8 protein-coding genes are annotated in these 16,433 nt (G+C 69.8%); 3 read left to right on the forward strand and 5 right to left on the reverse strand.

The annotated features are described in order from the left end of the window. Window positions 1–54: 54 nt before the first annotated feature. The 3 genes from mobF to BLR12_RS13940 form a co-directional block, all read right to left on the reverse strand. The gene (mobF, locus tag BLR12_RS13930; RefSeq protein ID WP_255363540.1) at window positions 55–5,553 is read right to left on the reverse strand and encodes a MobF family relaxase; all 5,499 of its coding nucleotides are present in this window, start codon (window positions 5,551–5,553) and stop codon (window positions 55–57) included. Between the two features lie 406 nt (window positions 5,554–5,959). Further along, entirely contained in the window at window positions 5,960–6,340 is a 381-nt protein-coding gene (locus BLR12_RS13935) for a hypothetical protein (protein ID WP_091379104.1), read from the reverse strand. Window positions 6,341–6,500: 160 nt separating this feature from the next. Continuing rightward, a complete protein-coding gene (locus BLR12_RS13940) occupies window positions 6,501–8,012 on the reverse strand; it encodes an RNA-directed DNA polymerase (RefSeq protein ID WP_091379107.1) in 1,512 nt (503 codons plus the stop codon). A 241-nt stretch (window positions 8,013–8,253) separates the two neighbouring features. Between BLR12_RS13940 and BLR12_RS13945 the strand changes: the two genes are divergently transcribed. The 3 genes from BLR12_RS13945 (at window position 8,254) to BLR12_RS13955 (ending at window position 12,525) form a co-directional block, all read left to right on the forward strand. After that, window positions 8,254–10,086 (forward strand): SIR2 family protein, encoded by a 1,833-nt coding sequence (locus BLR12_RS13945; protein WP_176832516.1) that lies wholly within the window; start codon window positions 8,254–8,256, stop codon window positions 10,084–10,086. Next, window positions 10,083–11,543, forward strand: a complete 1,461-nt coding sequence (locus BLR12_RS13950; RefSeq protein WP_218120668.1) for an argonaute/piwi family protein — start codon at window positions 10,083–10,085, stop codon at window positions 11,541–11,543. Before BLR12_RS13945 ends, BLR12_RS13950 begins: the two co-directional genes overlap by 4 nt. 112 nt (window positions 11,544–11,655) lie before the next feature. Continuing rightward, window positions 11,656–12,525: a hypothetical protein gene (locus BLR12_RS13955; RefSeq protein WP_091379112.1), complete on the forward strand. Its 870-nt coding sequence runs from the start codon at window positions 11,656–11,658 to the stop codon at window positions 12,523–12,525. Between the two features lie 21 nt (window positions 12,526–12,546). Here the strand turns inward: BLR12_RS13955 and BLR12_RS13960 are convergent, their stop codons facing one another. Beyond that, entirely contained in the window at window positions 12,547–14,187 is a 1,641-nt protein-coding gene (locus tag BLR12_RS13960) for a UvrD-helicase domain-containing protein (RefSeq protein WP_091379114.1), read from the reverse strand. After that, a complete protein-coding gene (locus tag BLR12_RS13965; RefSeq protein WP_091379117.1) occupies window positions 14,184–16,112 on the reverse strand; it encodes an ATP-dependent nuclease in 1,929 nt (642 codons plus the stop codon). Before BLR12_RS13965 ends, BLR12_RS13960 begins: the two co-directional genes overlap by 4 nt. Window positions 16,113–16,433 lie beyond the last annotated feature (321 nt).

A 16,433-nucleotide genomic window follows, 5' to 3' on the forward strand; every position in this document is an offset into this window, starting at 1 on the left:
GTCCCTCGAACGGCCCTCATGTCGGCACCAGCGGATGTCACGGATGACAGACCTTCACCGGAGGAGATGCAGGTCGGGCGGGTCTCGTCGTAGCCCCTGTCCCGTATGGGCGGTCCGTGAAGCATTTTCGTTTGGGAGCGAAGAGCGGGACGCCCGTCGTGGTCCAGCCGTGTTCCTGCGGGTTGCCAAGGTGTTCGAGTCGGCGTCGAGCACGGCCCTGTGGACGATGCCGGGCGGCACGGCAAGTAAATCAGTGACCCGATCAATGTGCGCCATCCACCGGCTGGGTGGCAGGGCAACGATGATGGCGCTTGCTTCGCGTAGTGCTGCCTGAATGTTCGCGTTGCTTCCGGGGCGGAAGGCCGGGGTGACGCGAGCGTCGAGAAGGATGTCGGCGAGGCTGCGGGAGGAGTCGATGGCCGTCCGCAGCCCGATGGCGCCGTCGCGGTGGACGAGGTCGGCGGGATCGAGTCCCTCGGGTAGGGCGAGGCGACGCGGGGCGTCACCGCGCCTGGTGAGCTGCCAGTAGATGCGCTCGGCGGCGCGCTGCCCGGCGAGGTCGTTGTCGGTGGCTACGAGGATGCCGGGACCGTCGGTGCCGATGTAGCGGCCGAGAAGGTTGGCCTGCCGGTCGGTGAGGGCGGTGCCGAGGGTGGCGACGCCAACGACCTGTCCAGCCCCGGCCAGGGTGAGGGCGATCGCGTCCAGTGGCCCTTCGACGAGAGCCGGGGTGGCTCCAGCGGCGAGCGCAACTCGGGTCTCGTGGAGCCCGAAGAGGTGCTCGCCCTTGCGGTACAGGTCGGTGCCCGGGGTGTTCAGGTACTTGGGTCCGGCCCGTCCGTCGTCGGCTGCGGTGGGGTTGCGGCGGGCGATGAAGCCGACGATGGCGCCGTCGGCGTCGTGGATGGGAAAGGTGAGCCGGTCCCGGAACCGGTCGATCAGGGCGCCGGTGCGGGCGCATTGGGCGAGGCCCGCGGCGACCAGTTCGGTATCGGTGGCGCCGAGGCCACGCAGATGGTCGACGAGCGCCGTCCAGCTGGCGGGGGCGTAGCCGGGGGTGAAGCGAGGATCGGTGGTGAGGTCGGTCCCCAGCCGATCGTGCAGGTAGCCCGGGGCCCAGGCGTCGGAGTAGTGGTCGGTGAAGAAGGCTGCGGTCTGGCTGTTGAGCTCGATGAGCCGCTCGCGGCCGACCACGGCGGTGGCCCAGAAGTGCTGCTCAAGCAGGTAGTCCGCGTCGTCGGCGGCCTCGACCGCGCCGGTGAGGGTGAACGGGTCCGGCGTGCGATGCCGCGGCGGCGACGCCGGGGGAGGGGTGTCGTAGTCAGGGTCGAACGGCGCGTCCTCGTCGCCGGGCGGCACGTCCGCGGGGTCGGTGGCGGCGGTGGTCGGCGCGGGCACGGTCGGCAGCAGGTGCGCGTCGTCGGGTGGCTGCAGATCGGCCGGCAGCGGTTCGGGGTGGTGCGCGGGGGTTGGGTCGGTGAGGGCGGCGACCCGGAAGACCAGTGCCTCGGCCAGGCCGGTCGCGTCGCCGGTCACCGCGGTTGGCAGTCCGGCGAATGCGGCGGTGAGCAGGTCGGCGGGGGACCAGCCGGTGCGGATGCCATTGGTGACCGCGGTGACTAGCGCCGGCCACGCGGGGTCGGCCAGCACGAGCCCGGCTTGTTCGTCGGGCAGCCGGCCCAGCAGGGTGGCGCACCAGTCCGGGCGCGGTCCGGCCGCGCCCGGCGCCGCGGGAACGGTGGCCGGGGTGACGTGGGGCGACAGCCGCCACCACAGGGCCGCGGCGGGCAGGTCGTCGGGCAGGGGACTCTGTGCGGCGACGGCGGCGAGCATTCCGGCGGCGTCGAGACCGGCGCGGTCGGCGGCGGCCAGCCGGTCGGCGAGGACCGGCCAGTGCTCGTCGCGTCGGATGCGGGGGTCGATGCCGTCGGCCAGCGCCGCCCACACGGAGCCGTCACGGACGGGACTGGCGGCGGTCACCGCCTTGTCCAGTCGCGTCTGGGATCGGCGTTCTGCAAGCGGTTGCCGGGGCGGTCCGGTGGGGCGCCGGTCGCTGTCGGGAACGGCGAGTGCTGCGCGCCAGACGGCGAGGTCGGCCCGCAGTGCATCGTGGCCCGGGCCCAGCAGGCGTTGAGCCCAGACCGGTGCGGTGGCCGCGGTCATCTCGGTGGCGGCGGAGCCAACTCGTGCCGCGTTGGCGGTGACGTGGTCGGCGCGGGCGGTTAGGTAGGGGCCCCACCGGGGATCGTCGACCAGGGCGGCCGGTATGCCGGGCAGCCACGGCAGCGGGCCGGCCGGACCGGATTCGGGCAGCCGGTGGTCGAGGACGGCAGCGGGGTCGTTCGCCGTCTCCAGTTCCCGTGCTTCGACCGTCGTCCTCAGGACGGCGACAGGGTCAGCGCCGATGAGCGCGAGTAGCGCCAGGCGTCCGCGCAGCGTCGGCCACGCCGGCGCGCTGGTCAGCCCCGGGTGCAGGCGCTCGGCGGCGTCCTCCAGTTCTTCTGCAGTCGCAGCATCCAGGCGGTGGTCGGCGGCGACGCGCAGCGCGTCGGCGTACCGCGTCGCGGCGGCGTGTAGCTGCTCGGCCGGGTCGGCCAGCGCCCGGCGCGCGCCGGCTGCGGAGATCTGGGCGCCGTCGCGGGCCAGCATGCCGGCCAGCAGGTCGGTGGCGGTTGGCGGTGACACGGCGGCGGGGGTGACGATGCTGTGCGGATCGCCGTCGCCGACGGTGGCCAAGTACAAGTGGTTGGCGGCGCGCCCACGGGAGAGCGCGACGTAGAGCAGCTGCCGGGACTCGCCGCCAGCGAGCACGGTGTGGCAGACGTCGGCGGTGGTGCCCTGGGCGCCGTGCACTGTGGTCGCGTAGCCCAGCTGCACGTGCTCGGCGACGTAGTCCGCCGGCAGGGTGATCCGCCGTCGGGTGCCGGTGTGGACGACGTCGAGGGCGCCGTCCCGGCCGACGGCCTGGACGGTGAAGCGGTCACCATTTTTCACCCACTCGGTGGCGGTGATCGGTAGACGTCGGTTGTTGGCGCGGGTGATAACCGGGTCCCCGGTCCCGGCGCGGGTGCCGTCGGCCAGCTCGACCTCCGCGCCCGGGGAGGAGGCGGCGCCTGCAAGCCGGTCGGCCCGCGCCCGCTGGTTCAGCTGTGTGACCAGGTCCCGGGTGGCGGCCAGCAGCAGTGCGTCCATGCCGCGGGCGGAGTCGGCGGCCCAGGCGGCGTAAGCCTGCTCGGCGCAGGCGGCCAGGTCCCCGACGTGCACGCGGCCGGAGTCGAGGTGGAAGCCCAGCCCGAGGGTATCGCCGTCCCGGACGGCGACGGTGGCCGCGGCCTCGGCCGGGTCGGTGAAGCGCACCAATTGGGTGAGGGTGACAGCGCCGTGGGTGGCCGCGATCTCGGTCAGCACGCCGCCAGCGGCGACGGAGGTCAGCTGTTGATGATCGCCAACCAGCCGCAGCGACCCGCCCCGCCCCAGGACGTGCTCGACCGCGCGGCCCAACTCGCGGGTGCCGGCCATGCCGGCCTCGTCGACGACCACCAGCGTGGTCGGCCCGATGCCGGCCATCCAGTCGGGTGACTGCCCGCCGTCGAGGCACCAGATGAGCTTGGCCAGCGTGTCGCACGGTGCTCTCAGGGACTCGCGCAGCCCGGCGGTGGCCACGGCCGACGGCGCCAGGCCGAGCACCGTGCCACCGCCGGCGGTCCAGGCGCGAGCCAGGGTCGCCAGCGCAGTCGTCTTGCCCGCGCCGGCCGGGGCGAGGGCCAGTTGCACTCGGGCGCCGCTGCCCGCGAGTTCGCGCACCAGCTGCGCCTGGCCGGGATTGAGCCCGGCGCCGTTGGCGGTGGCTTCCAGCAGCGCGAGCTCCACGGTGGCCGGATCGGCGCGTCGTCCGTCGATGCGGCCGGCGGCGGTCAAAAGCAGCGCCTCGGCGTCCAGCACCGCCTGGCTGGTGTAGAGCCGGGCACCGGCGACGGTGTAGACGCTGGTGCCGTCCGAGCGGCGCAGCTCCGCCGGCTCGACCACCGGATCCGACTCACCCAGCGGTACGGACAGGCCGGGGGAGAGCACCCCCTCGCTGATCCGGGTGACCGCGGCGTCCACGTCGTCCGGTGCCAGGGCGGCGGCACGCACCACCCGCTCGGCCTCGGCGCGTACGTGCCAGACCTGCCAGGTGGCCCGCGCTTCCGAGACGGTGTCCAGCACCCGGACGGCGGCCGTCCGAACCCAGGCCTCGGTGACCCCCGGGCGCGGGGACGCTTGAGCGCCCAGTACGCGGCCGAGCATCCGGGTGATGCGGTCGGGGCCGCCGAAGACGGCGGCGGCCTCACGCCGCCAGGTGGCCCGCTGCTCGACGAGCGAGCGAGGCTCGTGCTTGGGACCGCGGGTCTCCAACGTCGCCTGCTGCGCCAGCGCGATCGCCTCCACCGCCGTCGGCGGCCGGCCGTGGTCGCGCTGGAAGTCGCCGGCGAGCACTGCGCGGCGGGCGTCGATGTCCCGACGCCGCGACGACCACGCCGTCAAGAGCCCTTCGTCCATGCCGGCGATTTCCCGCACCGTCCGCCGTCCCGGGGTGGGGCCGGGACGGTCGGTGAACCGAACACAAAGGCGGGTGACGAGGTCCGCCTCCAGCCGGGTGTCGTAGCGCTCGGAGGCGGCGACGGCGGCCTTGTGCAGCACCCGCCCGTCCAGCGCCCGCCAGTGCCCATCGCGGGTCTGCACCTTGTTGCTCACCGCCACGTGGCTGTGCAGATCGGGATCGCCGGCGCGGGAGTCGCGGTGGGTGAACACCGCGGCGATCAGCCCGGTAGTCTCCACCTGCCGCACCCCGTCGGTGCCCAGCCGGGTGAAGCACGCGTTGTCCTCCAGCCAGGCCAGGGCGTCGGCGACCGCGGCGGCGTGGGCGGCCTCGATCTGCTCGGCCACCGCCCGCGGTGCCAGCGCCCACAACGCCGACACCGACTTGACCGGGGAGAAGGTGAGGTCGTAGCCGGCCACCGCCGTCGTTGCCGGCCGTGAGACCCGGGCGAGGAACCCCGACAGCTCGCGGGCATCGTGCGGTGCGCGGCCGTAGGCCTCGGCGAACATGACCCGGGCGAGGTCGCTGCGGATCCTCGCTCGGTCGTCGTCCGGGACCGGGGCGGTGGCCGGCTGCCCGCGGGCCGTGTTGAAGGCTGCGAACTCCTCCGCGCAGCGGGCCCAAAAGCCGTCGGCTTGAGGAGTGAAGACGTAGAAGGCCCGTCCTAGGGCTCCCGCCGCCAGCGCCTCCTGCGGCGTCTGTCCCCGGGCGAGGGCTTCCTTCTCGAGCCGCTCGGCGTCGGGATGCCGCCCCTCTCCGAAGAGCGACTTCATCTGCCCTTCGGCGACGGGCTGACCGGCGCTCACGCCGCTGAGCCCGGCGAGGCCGTTGCCGGTCCACCTCCCCGGGGACTCGCCCCGCTGGGAGTAGTAGTCGCCCAGGCCGGCGTGACCCCGCTCCGTCGCGTCGAACGCTGCCACCTGCCGCGTCAGGTACGTGTAGCCGTCCCCGGCGGTCAGCTTGTGCAGCGTCATCACGGCCGCGGACCGTAGGAAGGCGGCCTCTACTACCGCTGCCGCACTTCTCCAGTAGCTCGGCGACGCCAGGGTTGGGGCCAGGGCCTCTTCGTCGTACGCGTAGAAGGAACGTGGAACAGGTCCTGTGCTCGACGATCAAGCCTTCGTCCGCAGACGATCAAGCCACCCCCCATTGGTGGACGGCTGTCGCCTGCCCGCCCACAGCCAGGGCACGGCCAGCCGAAATGCAAGACGTGTGACCGTCTTGATCTTGGAGATCCTGCAGTCCATCGGCTACTCGTGAGTGCCGGCCGCCAGTGGTCTCAGTCAGCCCTAGTTGCCACCTTGTGTCGTCGGCGGGGTCATTTCGTGTCGTAGCCGGTGTCGCCGAGTTACTGGCTGTCATCGCCATGTCGTCGGGCGGTCAAGCGGAGGGGCAGAGCGCGTCAAGGAACCGGATGTAGTCCGTGCAGGTGCGGTAACAGCGTTCGGCGTCGACCTGGGTGACCGTGAGCCGATCCCCGTTCAGGTTCACGCCGGCGGCCTGGACCTGCCCGAGGAGCTGCTCCCGGTGTCGCAGCTGCTGGTCCGTCAGTCGCCCGAGCCCGTGCTGCAGCGCGTTGCGGACATCCACAAAACCCATGAGCGCCTGCCACCGGTCGAACGTTGTCGGGTCGGTGCCCGCGTGCCTCTTCCAAGCCTTCGTCCGTTTCTGCCAGGTACCCACGTCCGTCGGTGCGCTCGGCGGGATGAACGGCAGGAGCCGCCCCGTGTCGAACGACTCGGTCACAGCGACGAAGTCCACGAGCGCATTGGCGTCGCGGCTCTGAACGACCCGACGAACGTGGCGTCCGTCTGCCGCTCCTCCGGCTTCCTGCTGCAAGCTGAGCCAGCGGTGGTCAGCCGCGCGCCAAGCGAGCTGGCTGAGGAGCGCATCAGCCAAAGCGGATACCGGTCCCGCTCCGTCAGGCATTAAGGGCGGCCCAGTCGTACGCCCAGCGGCACACCGCGGAGTCGCCCGTAACGGCTGCGCGCATCGCCTTCCCGGGCTGCAGTAGCGCCACGGCGGCGGCGAGGACCGGGCGCACCGCCACACTGCTCCGGTCGAAGATCGGCAGAAGGTCGTCCACGGTGATCGCCTGGTGCCGTGCCAGGGCGAGCGCGGCGTGGGCGCGCAGCACTGGGGTGTGCTCGGCGGACGTGAGCGCGTCGCGCTCCCACGCCATACGCGCCTTGCTGCCGGGCCCGAAGGGGAACGCGTGCAGTCGGGCGAGTGGCTGCTGCAGCCACCACGTCTGCCAGCCGTTCAGGTACGCCTTCGACTTCAAGAGCCGGTCGAACGTTGCCAGCACCTTGTCGTCCTCGTTGCGGGTGGTGAGGTAGCCGGCGACCGCTGGTGTCAGGGTCCGTTCATAACGAAGCATGCGATTGCAGGTGTCGAGCACACCGTCAGGAGAGCTGGGCTGTGCCTGAAGGGTCCGGAATGCCCACGGCACCAGCTCAAGAACGGCTCGGTGCTCGGCCCGGCGGCGCGCGGCGACATTGCCTCGGCCGGCTACCGACACCCAGCGGTCCAGGACTAGGACCGAACCGAGCAAGTCGACTTCGTCCTGCTCCGGGGGCTGCTCCACAACCGTGCCGTCGTACGGGTGCACGTCGACCAGCGTCAGGTCGATCTTCGCTGCGTCTGCAATTTCTTGGCGCAGTCGGTCGGCTTCGTCCAGGTGCGACTCGTATTTCTCGCGCCCCCACGTCACGGTCTTCAGATCGTTGACCGTTAGCCCTACCAGGCGTGCCTCCTCGGCGAGCACCTCAATCGCCCTTGTTGCCTCGGACCATGTGGTGCACGTGAAGCGGAAGTCGTCGCTGTAGCGCGACACGAGCAGGCCCCGGCGGATAAGGGCTCGCTCCAGGCGCGACAGGAAAGCCTCCGCGAGCAGGTCGCTCGCACCCGACTGCTGCGGTAGTCCGTACGCTCGGCCGCCGGTTTCCCGCAGCAGCGCAGTGACCGTCTCGACGACCGCGTACTCGCCCGTTTGCACGAGCAGCTCATCTGCCAGCAGCCTGTGGTCCACGTACTGGTAGCAGGCCGCGATGTCAGACGCGACGATGTACCTACCTGAATGCTGCAACGGCGCCCGCTGGAATGCCTTCCACCGAGCTTTGCCCCGATCGACCTCCGGCAGGGCCGAGCGCAGCCGCTCGGTGAGTGCCATATAGGCAAGTCGGCTCGGCAGGTCCCACACTGCGACCGGGCGTACGCCGTGACCCGGCTTGCTGACCGCGACGGTCTCCTCGGCCGTCGGCAGGAACGCCCCCTGCAGCCGCTCGTGCGCCCACTCAGCGACCTCGTCCCGCCGGGTAAGCAGCGCCGGGCTGACACTGCTCGGCGGAAGAAGGCGGGCGGGGCCGTCGAGCTCGACGTCGACGGCCCCTCGAAGGTCACTCTCCGTCAGCAGGCCTGGCATGAAGTGCATGAGGACGGTGTAGCAGACGGGGTGGCGGCCGCGGCGATTCTCGTCAGGTCCTGCAAGCCACCGTTGCTGCGCTGCTTAGGATCGCCCACCGGTCTGCGATGCCCTCGGACGCCTAAGCCCCGGCGAGCTTTCCCAAGCAGATGCGCGTTGTCGCCGTCAGCGGGTATGAGATGGCCCGCCGCCACGCTGTCGGGCCGCTTGTCGTTCGGTGCGTGTCAGCGGTATGAGGCACGATCACGGCATGGAGGTGATTGGTCTCGGAGAGTTCGCGCGGGCATGGGCCGTCCACACCCGCCGCATGGGGTGGCTGCTCGGTGCCGGTGCCAGCGCCGCTGCCGGGGTGCCAACCGCCGCGCGTATTGTCGACGACCTCCTGCTTCGCCTGTACGCCGCTGACTTTCAACAGGTACGTCAGAACCTCGACCCTGGTGACCCCGCCGTAATGGCAAGGGTGCGCGCGCACTATGACGGCGCGAACGGCATCCCACCATTGGGCTCGCCGGATGACTACTCGGCTGCCTTCCAGGCCGCCATGCCGGACGCCGAGGTTCGCCGCCAGTACCTTCGACAGCTGTTCGCTGGTCGGATGCCGTGCTTCGGGCAACGGTTGCTCGGCGCCGCCGTGGCCGCCGGGGCCGCCGATCTCCTCATCACCACCAACTTCGACGACCTCATCGAAAGGGCCGTGACCGAGGCACACACAGCCCGGCGGAGTGGGCCCGCCCGGCTACTTTCGGTAGCGGCACTTGAGAGTCCGCGACGGGCCTCCACTGCCGTCGCCGACGATGAGTGGCCCCTGCTGATCAAGCTGCACGGGGACTTTCGCGAGACGGCTCTGAAGAACCTCGACAACGAGCTGCGAGACCAGGACACGACTCTGCGGAGGGTCATCGTCGACTCCAGTCGACGATTCGGGCTGGCTGTGGCTGGCTACAGCGGCCGCGACCAGAGCGTCATGAGCATGCTCGCCGATTCCCTGCAGCCCGATGCCTGGCCGGCAGGGCTGTGGTGGCTCACCAGGGATCCCCGGTCGCTACCACCATCAGTGATCGAGCTGCTGGAACGAGCACGTGCGGCGGGAGTCGCTGCCCGTGTGGTGGAGTCCGCCACTTTCGACGAGGCCATGGGAGCACTGGCAGATCAGGTGCGCCTAGATGATGGGGTTCGGGCCTACGTCGATGGGCTGCGACCGCGTGCTCGCGTGGTCGACGCGCCTCTGCCCCACGCAGACGGTTCCTTTCCCGTCCTGAGATTGAACGCCGTCCCCATCCTCAGTGCGCCGTCCCAACTCCTGCGTGCGGCAGCGCCAGCCGGGGCGACCGCGGCGGACGTCCGTGATCGGCTTCGTGCCGCCGGCTGGCGTGGGGCTGCCGTTCTGGGACCGGACGAGGTGTTGGCCTTTGGAATCCCAGGCGATCTGCAGGCGGCATTGGGTAGCGGTCAGCCGCCGGACGTCGTCGAAGTCGATCTTCTGGCTGCGGATGTCGCTTCGCACCAGGTCGCCCTGGTCGGCGAGGCCATCGCTCGAGGGCTGGCGAGGCGGCTTCCGGTCAAGGCCCGCATCCGTGATACCGGCAACCGGCTCATCGTCGTTCCGGCGCGCCCTGATGAGCCAGCCAAGCTCGGCGGCATCCGGGAATCGCTGCAGCGGGCCTACGGCGAGCCCATCTGCGGAGAGCTTTCCAGCCAGTACGGCAAGAGCGACGGTGGCGCGCGTCGGAGGTTCGCCGAGGGTGTGGAGTTGCGCATCGAACGGTGGCTTGATCAGTCCTGGCTGATTTTCACGCCCTTCACCTGGGTCGAACCCACCGCCGAGATGGCGCAGGCGGCAAGGGAGCGCTCAGCACAGCGCCCCCTGGACCCCGCCGCCCCGTGGATCGCCGAACGGTGGACGCAGCGACGGCGCAACGAGACGTGGGCTGCCATTCTCGCCTCCTGGGCCGAACTGATGGCGCCTCGCTCCGGTGGTTGTCGGGTACACGCACTGCCGCGGGCGGTTGGCGACCGGCCCGGGGCGGTCGGGGGTTGCTTCGAGCTCGGCGGCATCACTGCCTACAGCCGGAGGGGTAGATGACGCGCCCCGGCATGCCGCAGTCGACGCCGTCCAAGTCACCGCTGTCCGCGGGGGCCGTCAGCAGGCTTCCAGGGCATCGGCTTCTGGCCGAACCCGACCTCGTCTTCGGCGCTGGGCCCGGCGCCCCGCGCCACGCGCATCCGCTGGTCGGCCTGATGCGGCACGGCCCGTACTCACGGCCGCCGACCGAGGCGGCAATCCGCGTCGCCACCATCACCGTGAGCGGGCAGCAGGGGCTCCTCAACGGATTTCTCAGTGGCCTGCGCAACGCCTACGAAGCGAGTGACCGGAAGTCCTACGTCCCGGCGTTCCCGGGGTTCGTGCAGGTGTTCGGCATCGACCTGGTGCCCGCGCACGGCCAACACGTCGACCTCCATCCCGCTGCACTGGGAAGCGGCCCCGACGCCCATGAGCGGCTGGTTGAGGCGCTGGGCCGCGCCCTCAGCCGCCTGCACTCCAGCCGGGACGACTGGGACGTAGTCGTCTTCCTCCTGCCGACCGTCTGGGAACCGCTACGCGAATCTCCGGACGGGAAGTACCAGCTGCACGACCGTCTGAAGGCGTTCGCCGCACCGCTTGGGATACCGGTGCAGTTCTTGCGCGAGTCCTCCGCAGTGCAGTTCCGCCATCACGCCAGCCTGGCGTGGCGGCTGTCGATCGCTCTGCTGACGAAGGCCGGAGGCACCCCCTGGCGGATCGCGCCGACCACCCCGGAGGACACCGCCTACATCGGTTTGGCGTACGCCATCCGCGGCGGCACCAAGGACGCGTTCGTCACCTGCTGCTCGCAGGTCTTCGACGCCGAGGGCGGCGGTATGGAGTTCGTCGCCTACAACGTGGGAACCGACCGGGACTTGAAGAATCCGCATCTAACGCGCGAGGAGATGCGGGCCGTTATGTCTCGCAGCGTTCGCCTCTACCAGCAACGACATGCCGGCCGTACCCCTCGCCGGATCAGCGTTCACAAGACGACCCGCTGGCGCCCCGAGGAGGTCGACGGCGTCTTCGACGCCTGGTCGGCCACTCCCGACATCGAGTGCGTCACGGTGCAGGCGCGCACGGCGTGGCGGGGCGTCGTCCTCGAACAGGGCAGGGGCGGCGCCCGGAGCGCGCCGGGCAGTTGGCCCGTGGAACGGGGCAGCATGCAGCAGCTGTCCGGACGCGCTGCCCTGCTGTGGGTCTCAGGGACTGCGCCGACCATGTCCCTGCGCGGCCGCCCCTACAACCCGAGCGTCAAGGGCATCCCGACTCCATGCGTCATCACCCGTGACGCCGGGGCGGGGCCATTGGAGATCACCGCCACCGACATCCTGGCGCTGTCGAAGCTCGACTGGAACAACGATGCGGCATTTGACCCGACGCCAGTCACCATCGGGCACAGCCAGCGGCTTGCCCGCGTGATCGCTCATGTGCCGGAACTGCCGGACAACGTCTACCCGTATCGCCTGTTCATGTGACTAAGGGGCTCCACGATCCCAATGGCCCGTTCGAGCGGCCGCCGCACCGGCCCGACCAGCGTGTCGCCGGGGTGCCTCACGGGGCAGGGCTGTTGCCTGCGACGGTGGGCCGATGATGACGACCTACGACATGGGGCCGCCAGGGCGTCGGCTGCGCATTTCCACGAACGACGAGGTCCTGCGCCCAGGGGTAGCCGCTCACCAGTTGACGTTGAGGATCAGCGTCCACGGCTCCTGGCTCGATCCCACTGATAGCCAGACATCGGCCGCGATGATCGTGGAGGGGACGGTGGAAGGAGGCGCTCCGCTCCGCCCGCTGTCGCTGATTCAAGCCCGCGTCATGAACGTCCGCAGCTTCCCCATCAACGAACGACTGGTCGTGCTGTTGTCGGACGACCAGTTGCTGCAACTCGAAGTCGACCGTGAGGACGGCGATGTCGAGCTACAGCTCGACCTCTCTGCGACCTTTCTGAACCTTCCACCGGGGGAGTACCCCACTTACGACGCGCAGATCGCCTATCGCATCCCCGCTCGGCGCTGGCTGGAATTGCTGGACTCTGCCGGGAGGCTGATCGGCATCACTGTGCGCGTGCCTAGCCCGCTCACCGACTCCGCCACGGGTGGCCAGGTGCCACGCGATACCGACCCGTCGCTTTCGCGAGCGAGTAAGCGCCTACGTGAGGCACGCGCCGCTCTCCGGGACGCGAATCCGGAGGCCTGTGTCCGGCTGTGCCGGCATGTACTCGACAGCCTGCGGTTGCTCGCTCCACCGCAATCGGCTGAGGCGGTCCGCAAGACGCCACCCCAGTCGAGAACCGAGCTGCAGCGGTGGTCGGCGCTTTTCCACGATTTGTACAGCCTCGCCAGCGCCGCGAGCCATGACGACGACACGACCGCGGACTTCAGATGGTCCCGCGAAGATGCTCAGGCGCTTCTGGCAGCGACGGCCGGTCTGCTCGCCCGGGTCAGAGGGGATCGCTGATCGGGCACGGCCACCGTCACCTCATTGGGTCGAGAGGGCGTAGTCCAGGAACTCGCGGTGCGGCCTCCTCTGTACATCCCAACGCCCTCGGGCGTCCGGCGGACGGGGCCGCTGCTCGCAGACGGTGAGGCACACGAGCTTGCGCGCGCGAGACACCGCGACGAAGTATTCCTCGCGTTGGTCGTTACCCCAGAACATCTCGTGCTCGACCCCGAGGACGACGACGACGTCGTACTCCAGACCCTTGGCCTTGTGCACGGTCAACAGCTTGACGGCGTCACGCCCCTTGAACTCCCGCAGGGCTTGGATCACATCGCCGGTCTCAGACCACAGCTGCTCCAGACGGGTGTGGACCGACTCGATGACTTCCTGTAGCCGCTGGCCTTGCTGATACGCCGGGGCCAGGGCCGTGAGCATCTCCTCGCCGAGCAAGCCGAGGAATCGGTCGACCAACTCGCGCAGCGTCCCGTGCTGGCCCTCGCCGTACTCGCGTCGCGCTTCGTCGATCGCCCGCCGCAGTTCGGCATGCGGCCGCTCGGAGAGTTCGTCGTCGACCCGCCATCCGATCGCCACGTCCAACAGCCTCGTGTACGCGTCGGGCTCCCGCTCGCCCGTCACCACCGCGAGGAAGTCGACGATCAGCGTGGCGGCCGGCTCAGCCGACAGGTCTTGCAGTTCCGTCTCTTCCCGAAACGGCACATCTCGCGCGCGCAGCTCCGAGCGCAGCGCCTCGGTGTAGGGGCCGACCTGAGCACGAACCAGAATCGCGATCTCCTCCGCGGGCACATCGTCGATCGTGATCCATGCTGCGATGCGGTCAGCGAGCTCGCGAGCCTCCTCCGCGCTGTCGCGATAGCGGAGGACCTCGATCTCCCCGCCGTCGCCGGCGAGGTCCACGTCGGGGACGGCAGCCGACGGCTCCATGTCGCGGACCATGGCGTTCTGCATCCTCCGCAGGCGCGGCTGTGCGCGGAAGTTGAGGTACAGGGTCAACGGTTGCGCCGTGAAGTCCTCGGCGAACCGCCCGAGAACTCCTTCGAGCGCCCCGGCCCAGCCCATGATGCGCTGCTTGACGTCACCCACTGCGCTGAGTCCAACGTCGGTGCCGTGGAAAGCCGCATGCAGGAGCATGTACTGGTTCGTCGTGCAGTCCTGGAACTCGTCCAGGAAGACGAACCCGTAGGTCTGTCTCAACGCCGCCCGGGCGAAAGGGCTCGACTCGAGGATCGTCGTCGCCAGAGGTGCCAGGGAGTCGAAGTCGACCTGGCGTCCTGGGATGCGGTCCCTGCCAATGGTGTAGTCCGGGTCCAGCGCATCGATCCCGCTCAGCACAGGCCGGAAGGCATCGATTAGCCGCTTGGCGAAGGCATGGAAGGTGTAGCTGTCAAGCCGGGCTGCGAGTTCCGGTGAGCACCGTCGCCGAACCCGGTCCTTGAGGTTCTTGGCGGCGTCGACCTTGAAGGAGATGGCCAGAATCCGGCGCGGATAGCGGCACTGGCCAGTGCGCAGGAGGAAGTCGGCGCGCTGAGCGAGAAGCTCCGTCTTGCCTGCGCCTGGGCCGGCCGTGACCACGAGGCTGCGCTCCGTCATGGTGACGGCGGTGAGCGCGTTCGGCTCCAGCGTCATGTCCGCCGCTGGCAGCCATGCTTCTGGTGCGATCACTCAGGGATTCCGAGTAGCTCGATGTCGACCAGGACGATGAGCCGGCGGATCGGCTCGGGCATCGAGGTACTGAGTGTCTCGTCGTCGAGCTGAGCCAGTGCGGCGAGGTGCTCGGCCGGCTTGCTGCCCAGCTTGAACCGCTGGTGGTAGGCGCCGAAGAGGCGCTTCTCCTCCTCGTCATAGCCCACCGCGTCACCCTTCTTGCCAAGGACTGACTTGATGTCCTCCGACGTGGGGGGCTGCCGGTCGTCTGCCTCAAGGCCGTAGGCCTCGGGCAACAACTGCAGCATGCTGAAGTCGAGGTCGAGGGGGTTGGAGAAGAAGACGCCATGCTCCTCCAGGAACTTCACGGCCTTCCGGCCGGTCTCGCTGCGGAGGGACTTCCCTTCCTTCGCCGCCTTGGCGATGGCGTCGGCGTGGGCTTGGGTCACCCGGCTGCCGGACGGGCTGTAGAGCAACAGTTGGTCGGCGGCGTACTTGAGCCGTCCCCAGCCGCCCTGGTATCGGCCGAGGTCAAGGTCGAGCAGGGTGACGTGTGGGATGCCGAGCCCATGCAGCAGTCGCCAGAAGTGGTTGACGTGCCGACCTCCGAGCGGCACAACCGAGATGGCCGTCGTATCAGCGTCCAGGGCGGCGGCCTGCAGGCAGCGGGGGAGGACAACCTCCTCGCTGTCGCCTTCCCCGAGCACGACCAGCCGGGCGAAGTACAACTCCGGGTACGCGTGCAGCGCCTCACGCACGAACTTGTGGGCCTCGTCGGCCTTCTCGGGCATGGTCACGCTGCTGACCGTTGTGAGTCGCTGCTCGTCCAACCGGAGGTAGCGGACCTGGGCCGGCTCCACCCGCCGCATCAGCGACGGGGAATGCGTGGCCACCACGGCCTGCGCGTCGTTGCCGTCGGCCATTCGGGAGAGCGCAGCCAGCACGCGTCCGAGGTAGTGCGGCGAGAGGCTGTTCTCAGGTTCCTCGACGGCGAGCAAGGTGAAAACCGGCGGGCGCAGCCGGCCAAGGTCAAACGTGGTGAGTCGGCCGGCGAGGGCTTCCCTGCCGATGGACTGGGCAGCCAGCACAAGGGAGATGTAGAGCAGGGACATCTGGCCGTCGCTGAGCAGGGAGAAGTCGACGATCGGCTCGCCGTGCCCCGGCGCGAACTCGAGGGTGACGTACCGCAGGATCCCCTCGATCTCGCTGCGCACGAACGACAGGCGGGGGTTGGTGAGAAAGGCGCCGGTGTGCATTGAGCGCCACTGCGTCGCCAGGCCAGATGTCACATCCGCGATCGCGGCGTTGGCAGCGAGGGCTTCGCTGATCTGCTCTCCCAGGCCAGTGACGGTGTCGCGTTGGCTTTGCCAGTCCGCGGCGCGCAGGAGTCGGCCGAGCAGCGAGTTGGCGGCGTAGGACACGTGGTCGGCGGGATCGCGGCGGGCCGGCAGGTAGTGGACCTGGATGGCGCCCCTGTCGTAGCGGTTCACCGCGGCCAACCGGATTGGCTCGTCGTCGTCGCCGACGGCCAGGACGTGCGCGAGTTCTTGGTTGATCTCGCCGTCCTCGTCCAACTCCGCGGTGAGCCTGAAGCGGACCGTGGGCACGCCATCAACGCTCTCCATGCGCATGTGCGTGAAGTGCGGCGGCACGGTTGGCTGGGGGGCGTCCTCATCCAGCTCAGGGAAGGCGAAGTCGGCCTCCAGCCAGAGGGTTCGCGCCGTTCCGGCGCCCGGGGTCTCGCCGCGTGAGACATGGAAGTCGCCGGCGACGACTCGGCGCAGGCTCGGCTCGAAGCCGAACATGCGGGCCAGCGCCTGCAGGAAGGCGGTCTTGCCTGTGCCGTTGGGCCCGAGCAGGAAGGTGAGTCTCTCGTAGGAGATTTCGACCGGTTCCGGCCCCACCGAACGGAAGCCGCTCATGCGCATCCGGGTGAGCTGCACGTGTCCCCCGTTCACCGTTCTCGTCGGGCGCGGTCCGGTTGCGGCCGGCACCTCGCAAGAAACTAGTCTCGCCTGGCTCATGCCCATACGTGGGCAACTGACCACCTAGTGGTCTCCCCCAGGAACCTCTTGGCCGAAGGCTGCCCCATCTGTGGGGTCCCGGCGGGGGTGGGGCGCGATGAACGTGCCGTTGCGGACGTGGTCGAGGAGGTATGCCAGTGAGCAACGCTGCCGGTGACGCGGTACACGAGTCGGACCAGGTGTACGACCGAAGGCAGGTCGAACAGACGCTATTGAGCCCGTGGCACGTTGTGGTCACAG

The organism is Geodermatophilus sp. DSM 45219, from assembly GCF_900104025.1.
GTDB lineage: Bacteria > Actinomycetota > Actinomycetes > Mycobacteriales > Geodermatophilaceae > Geodermatophilus.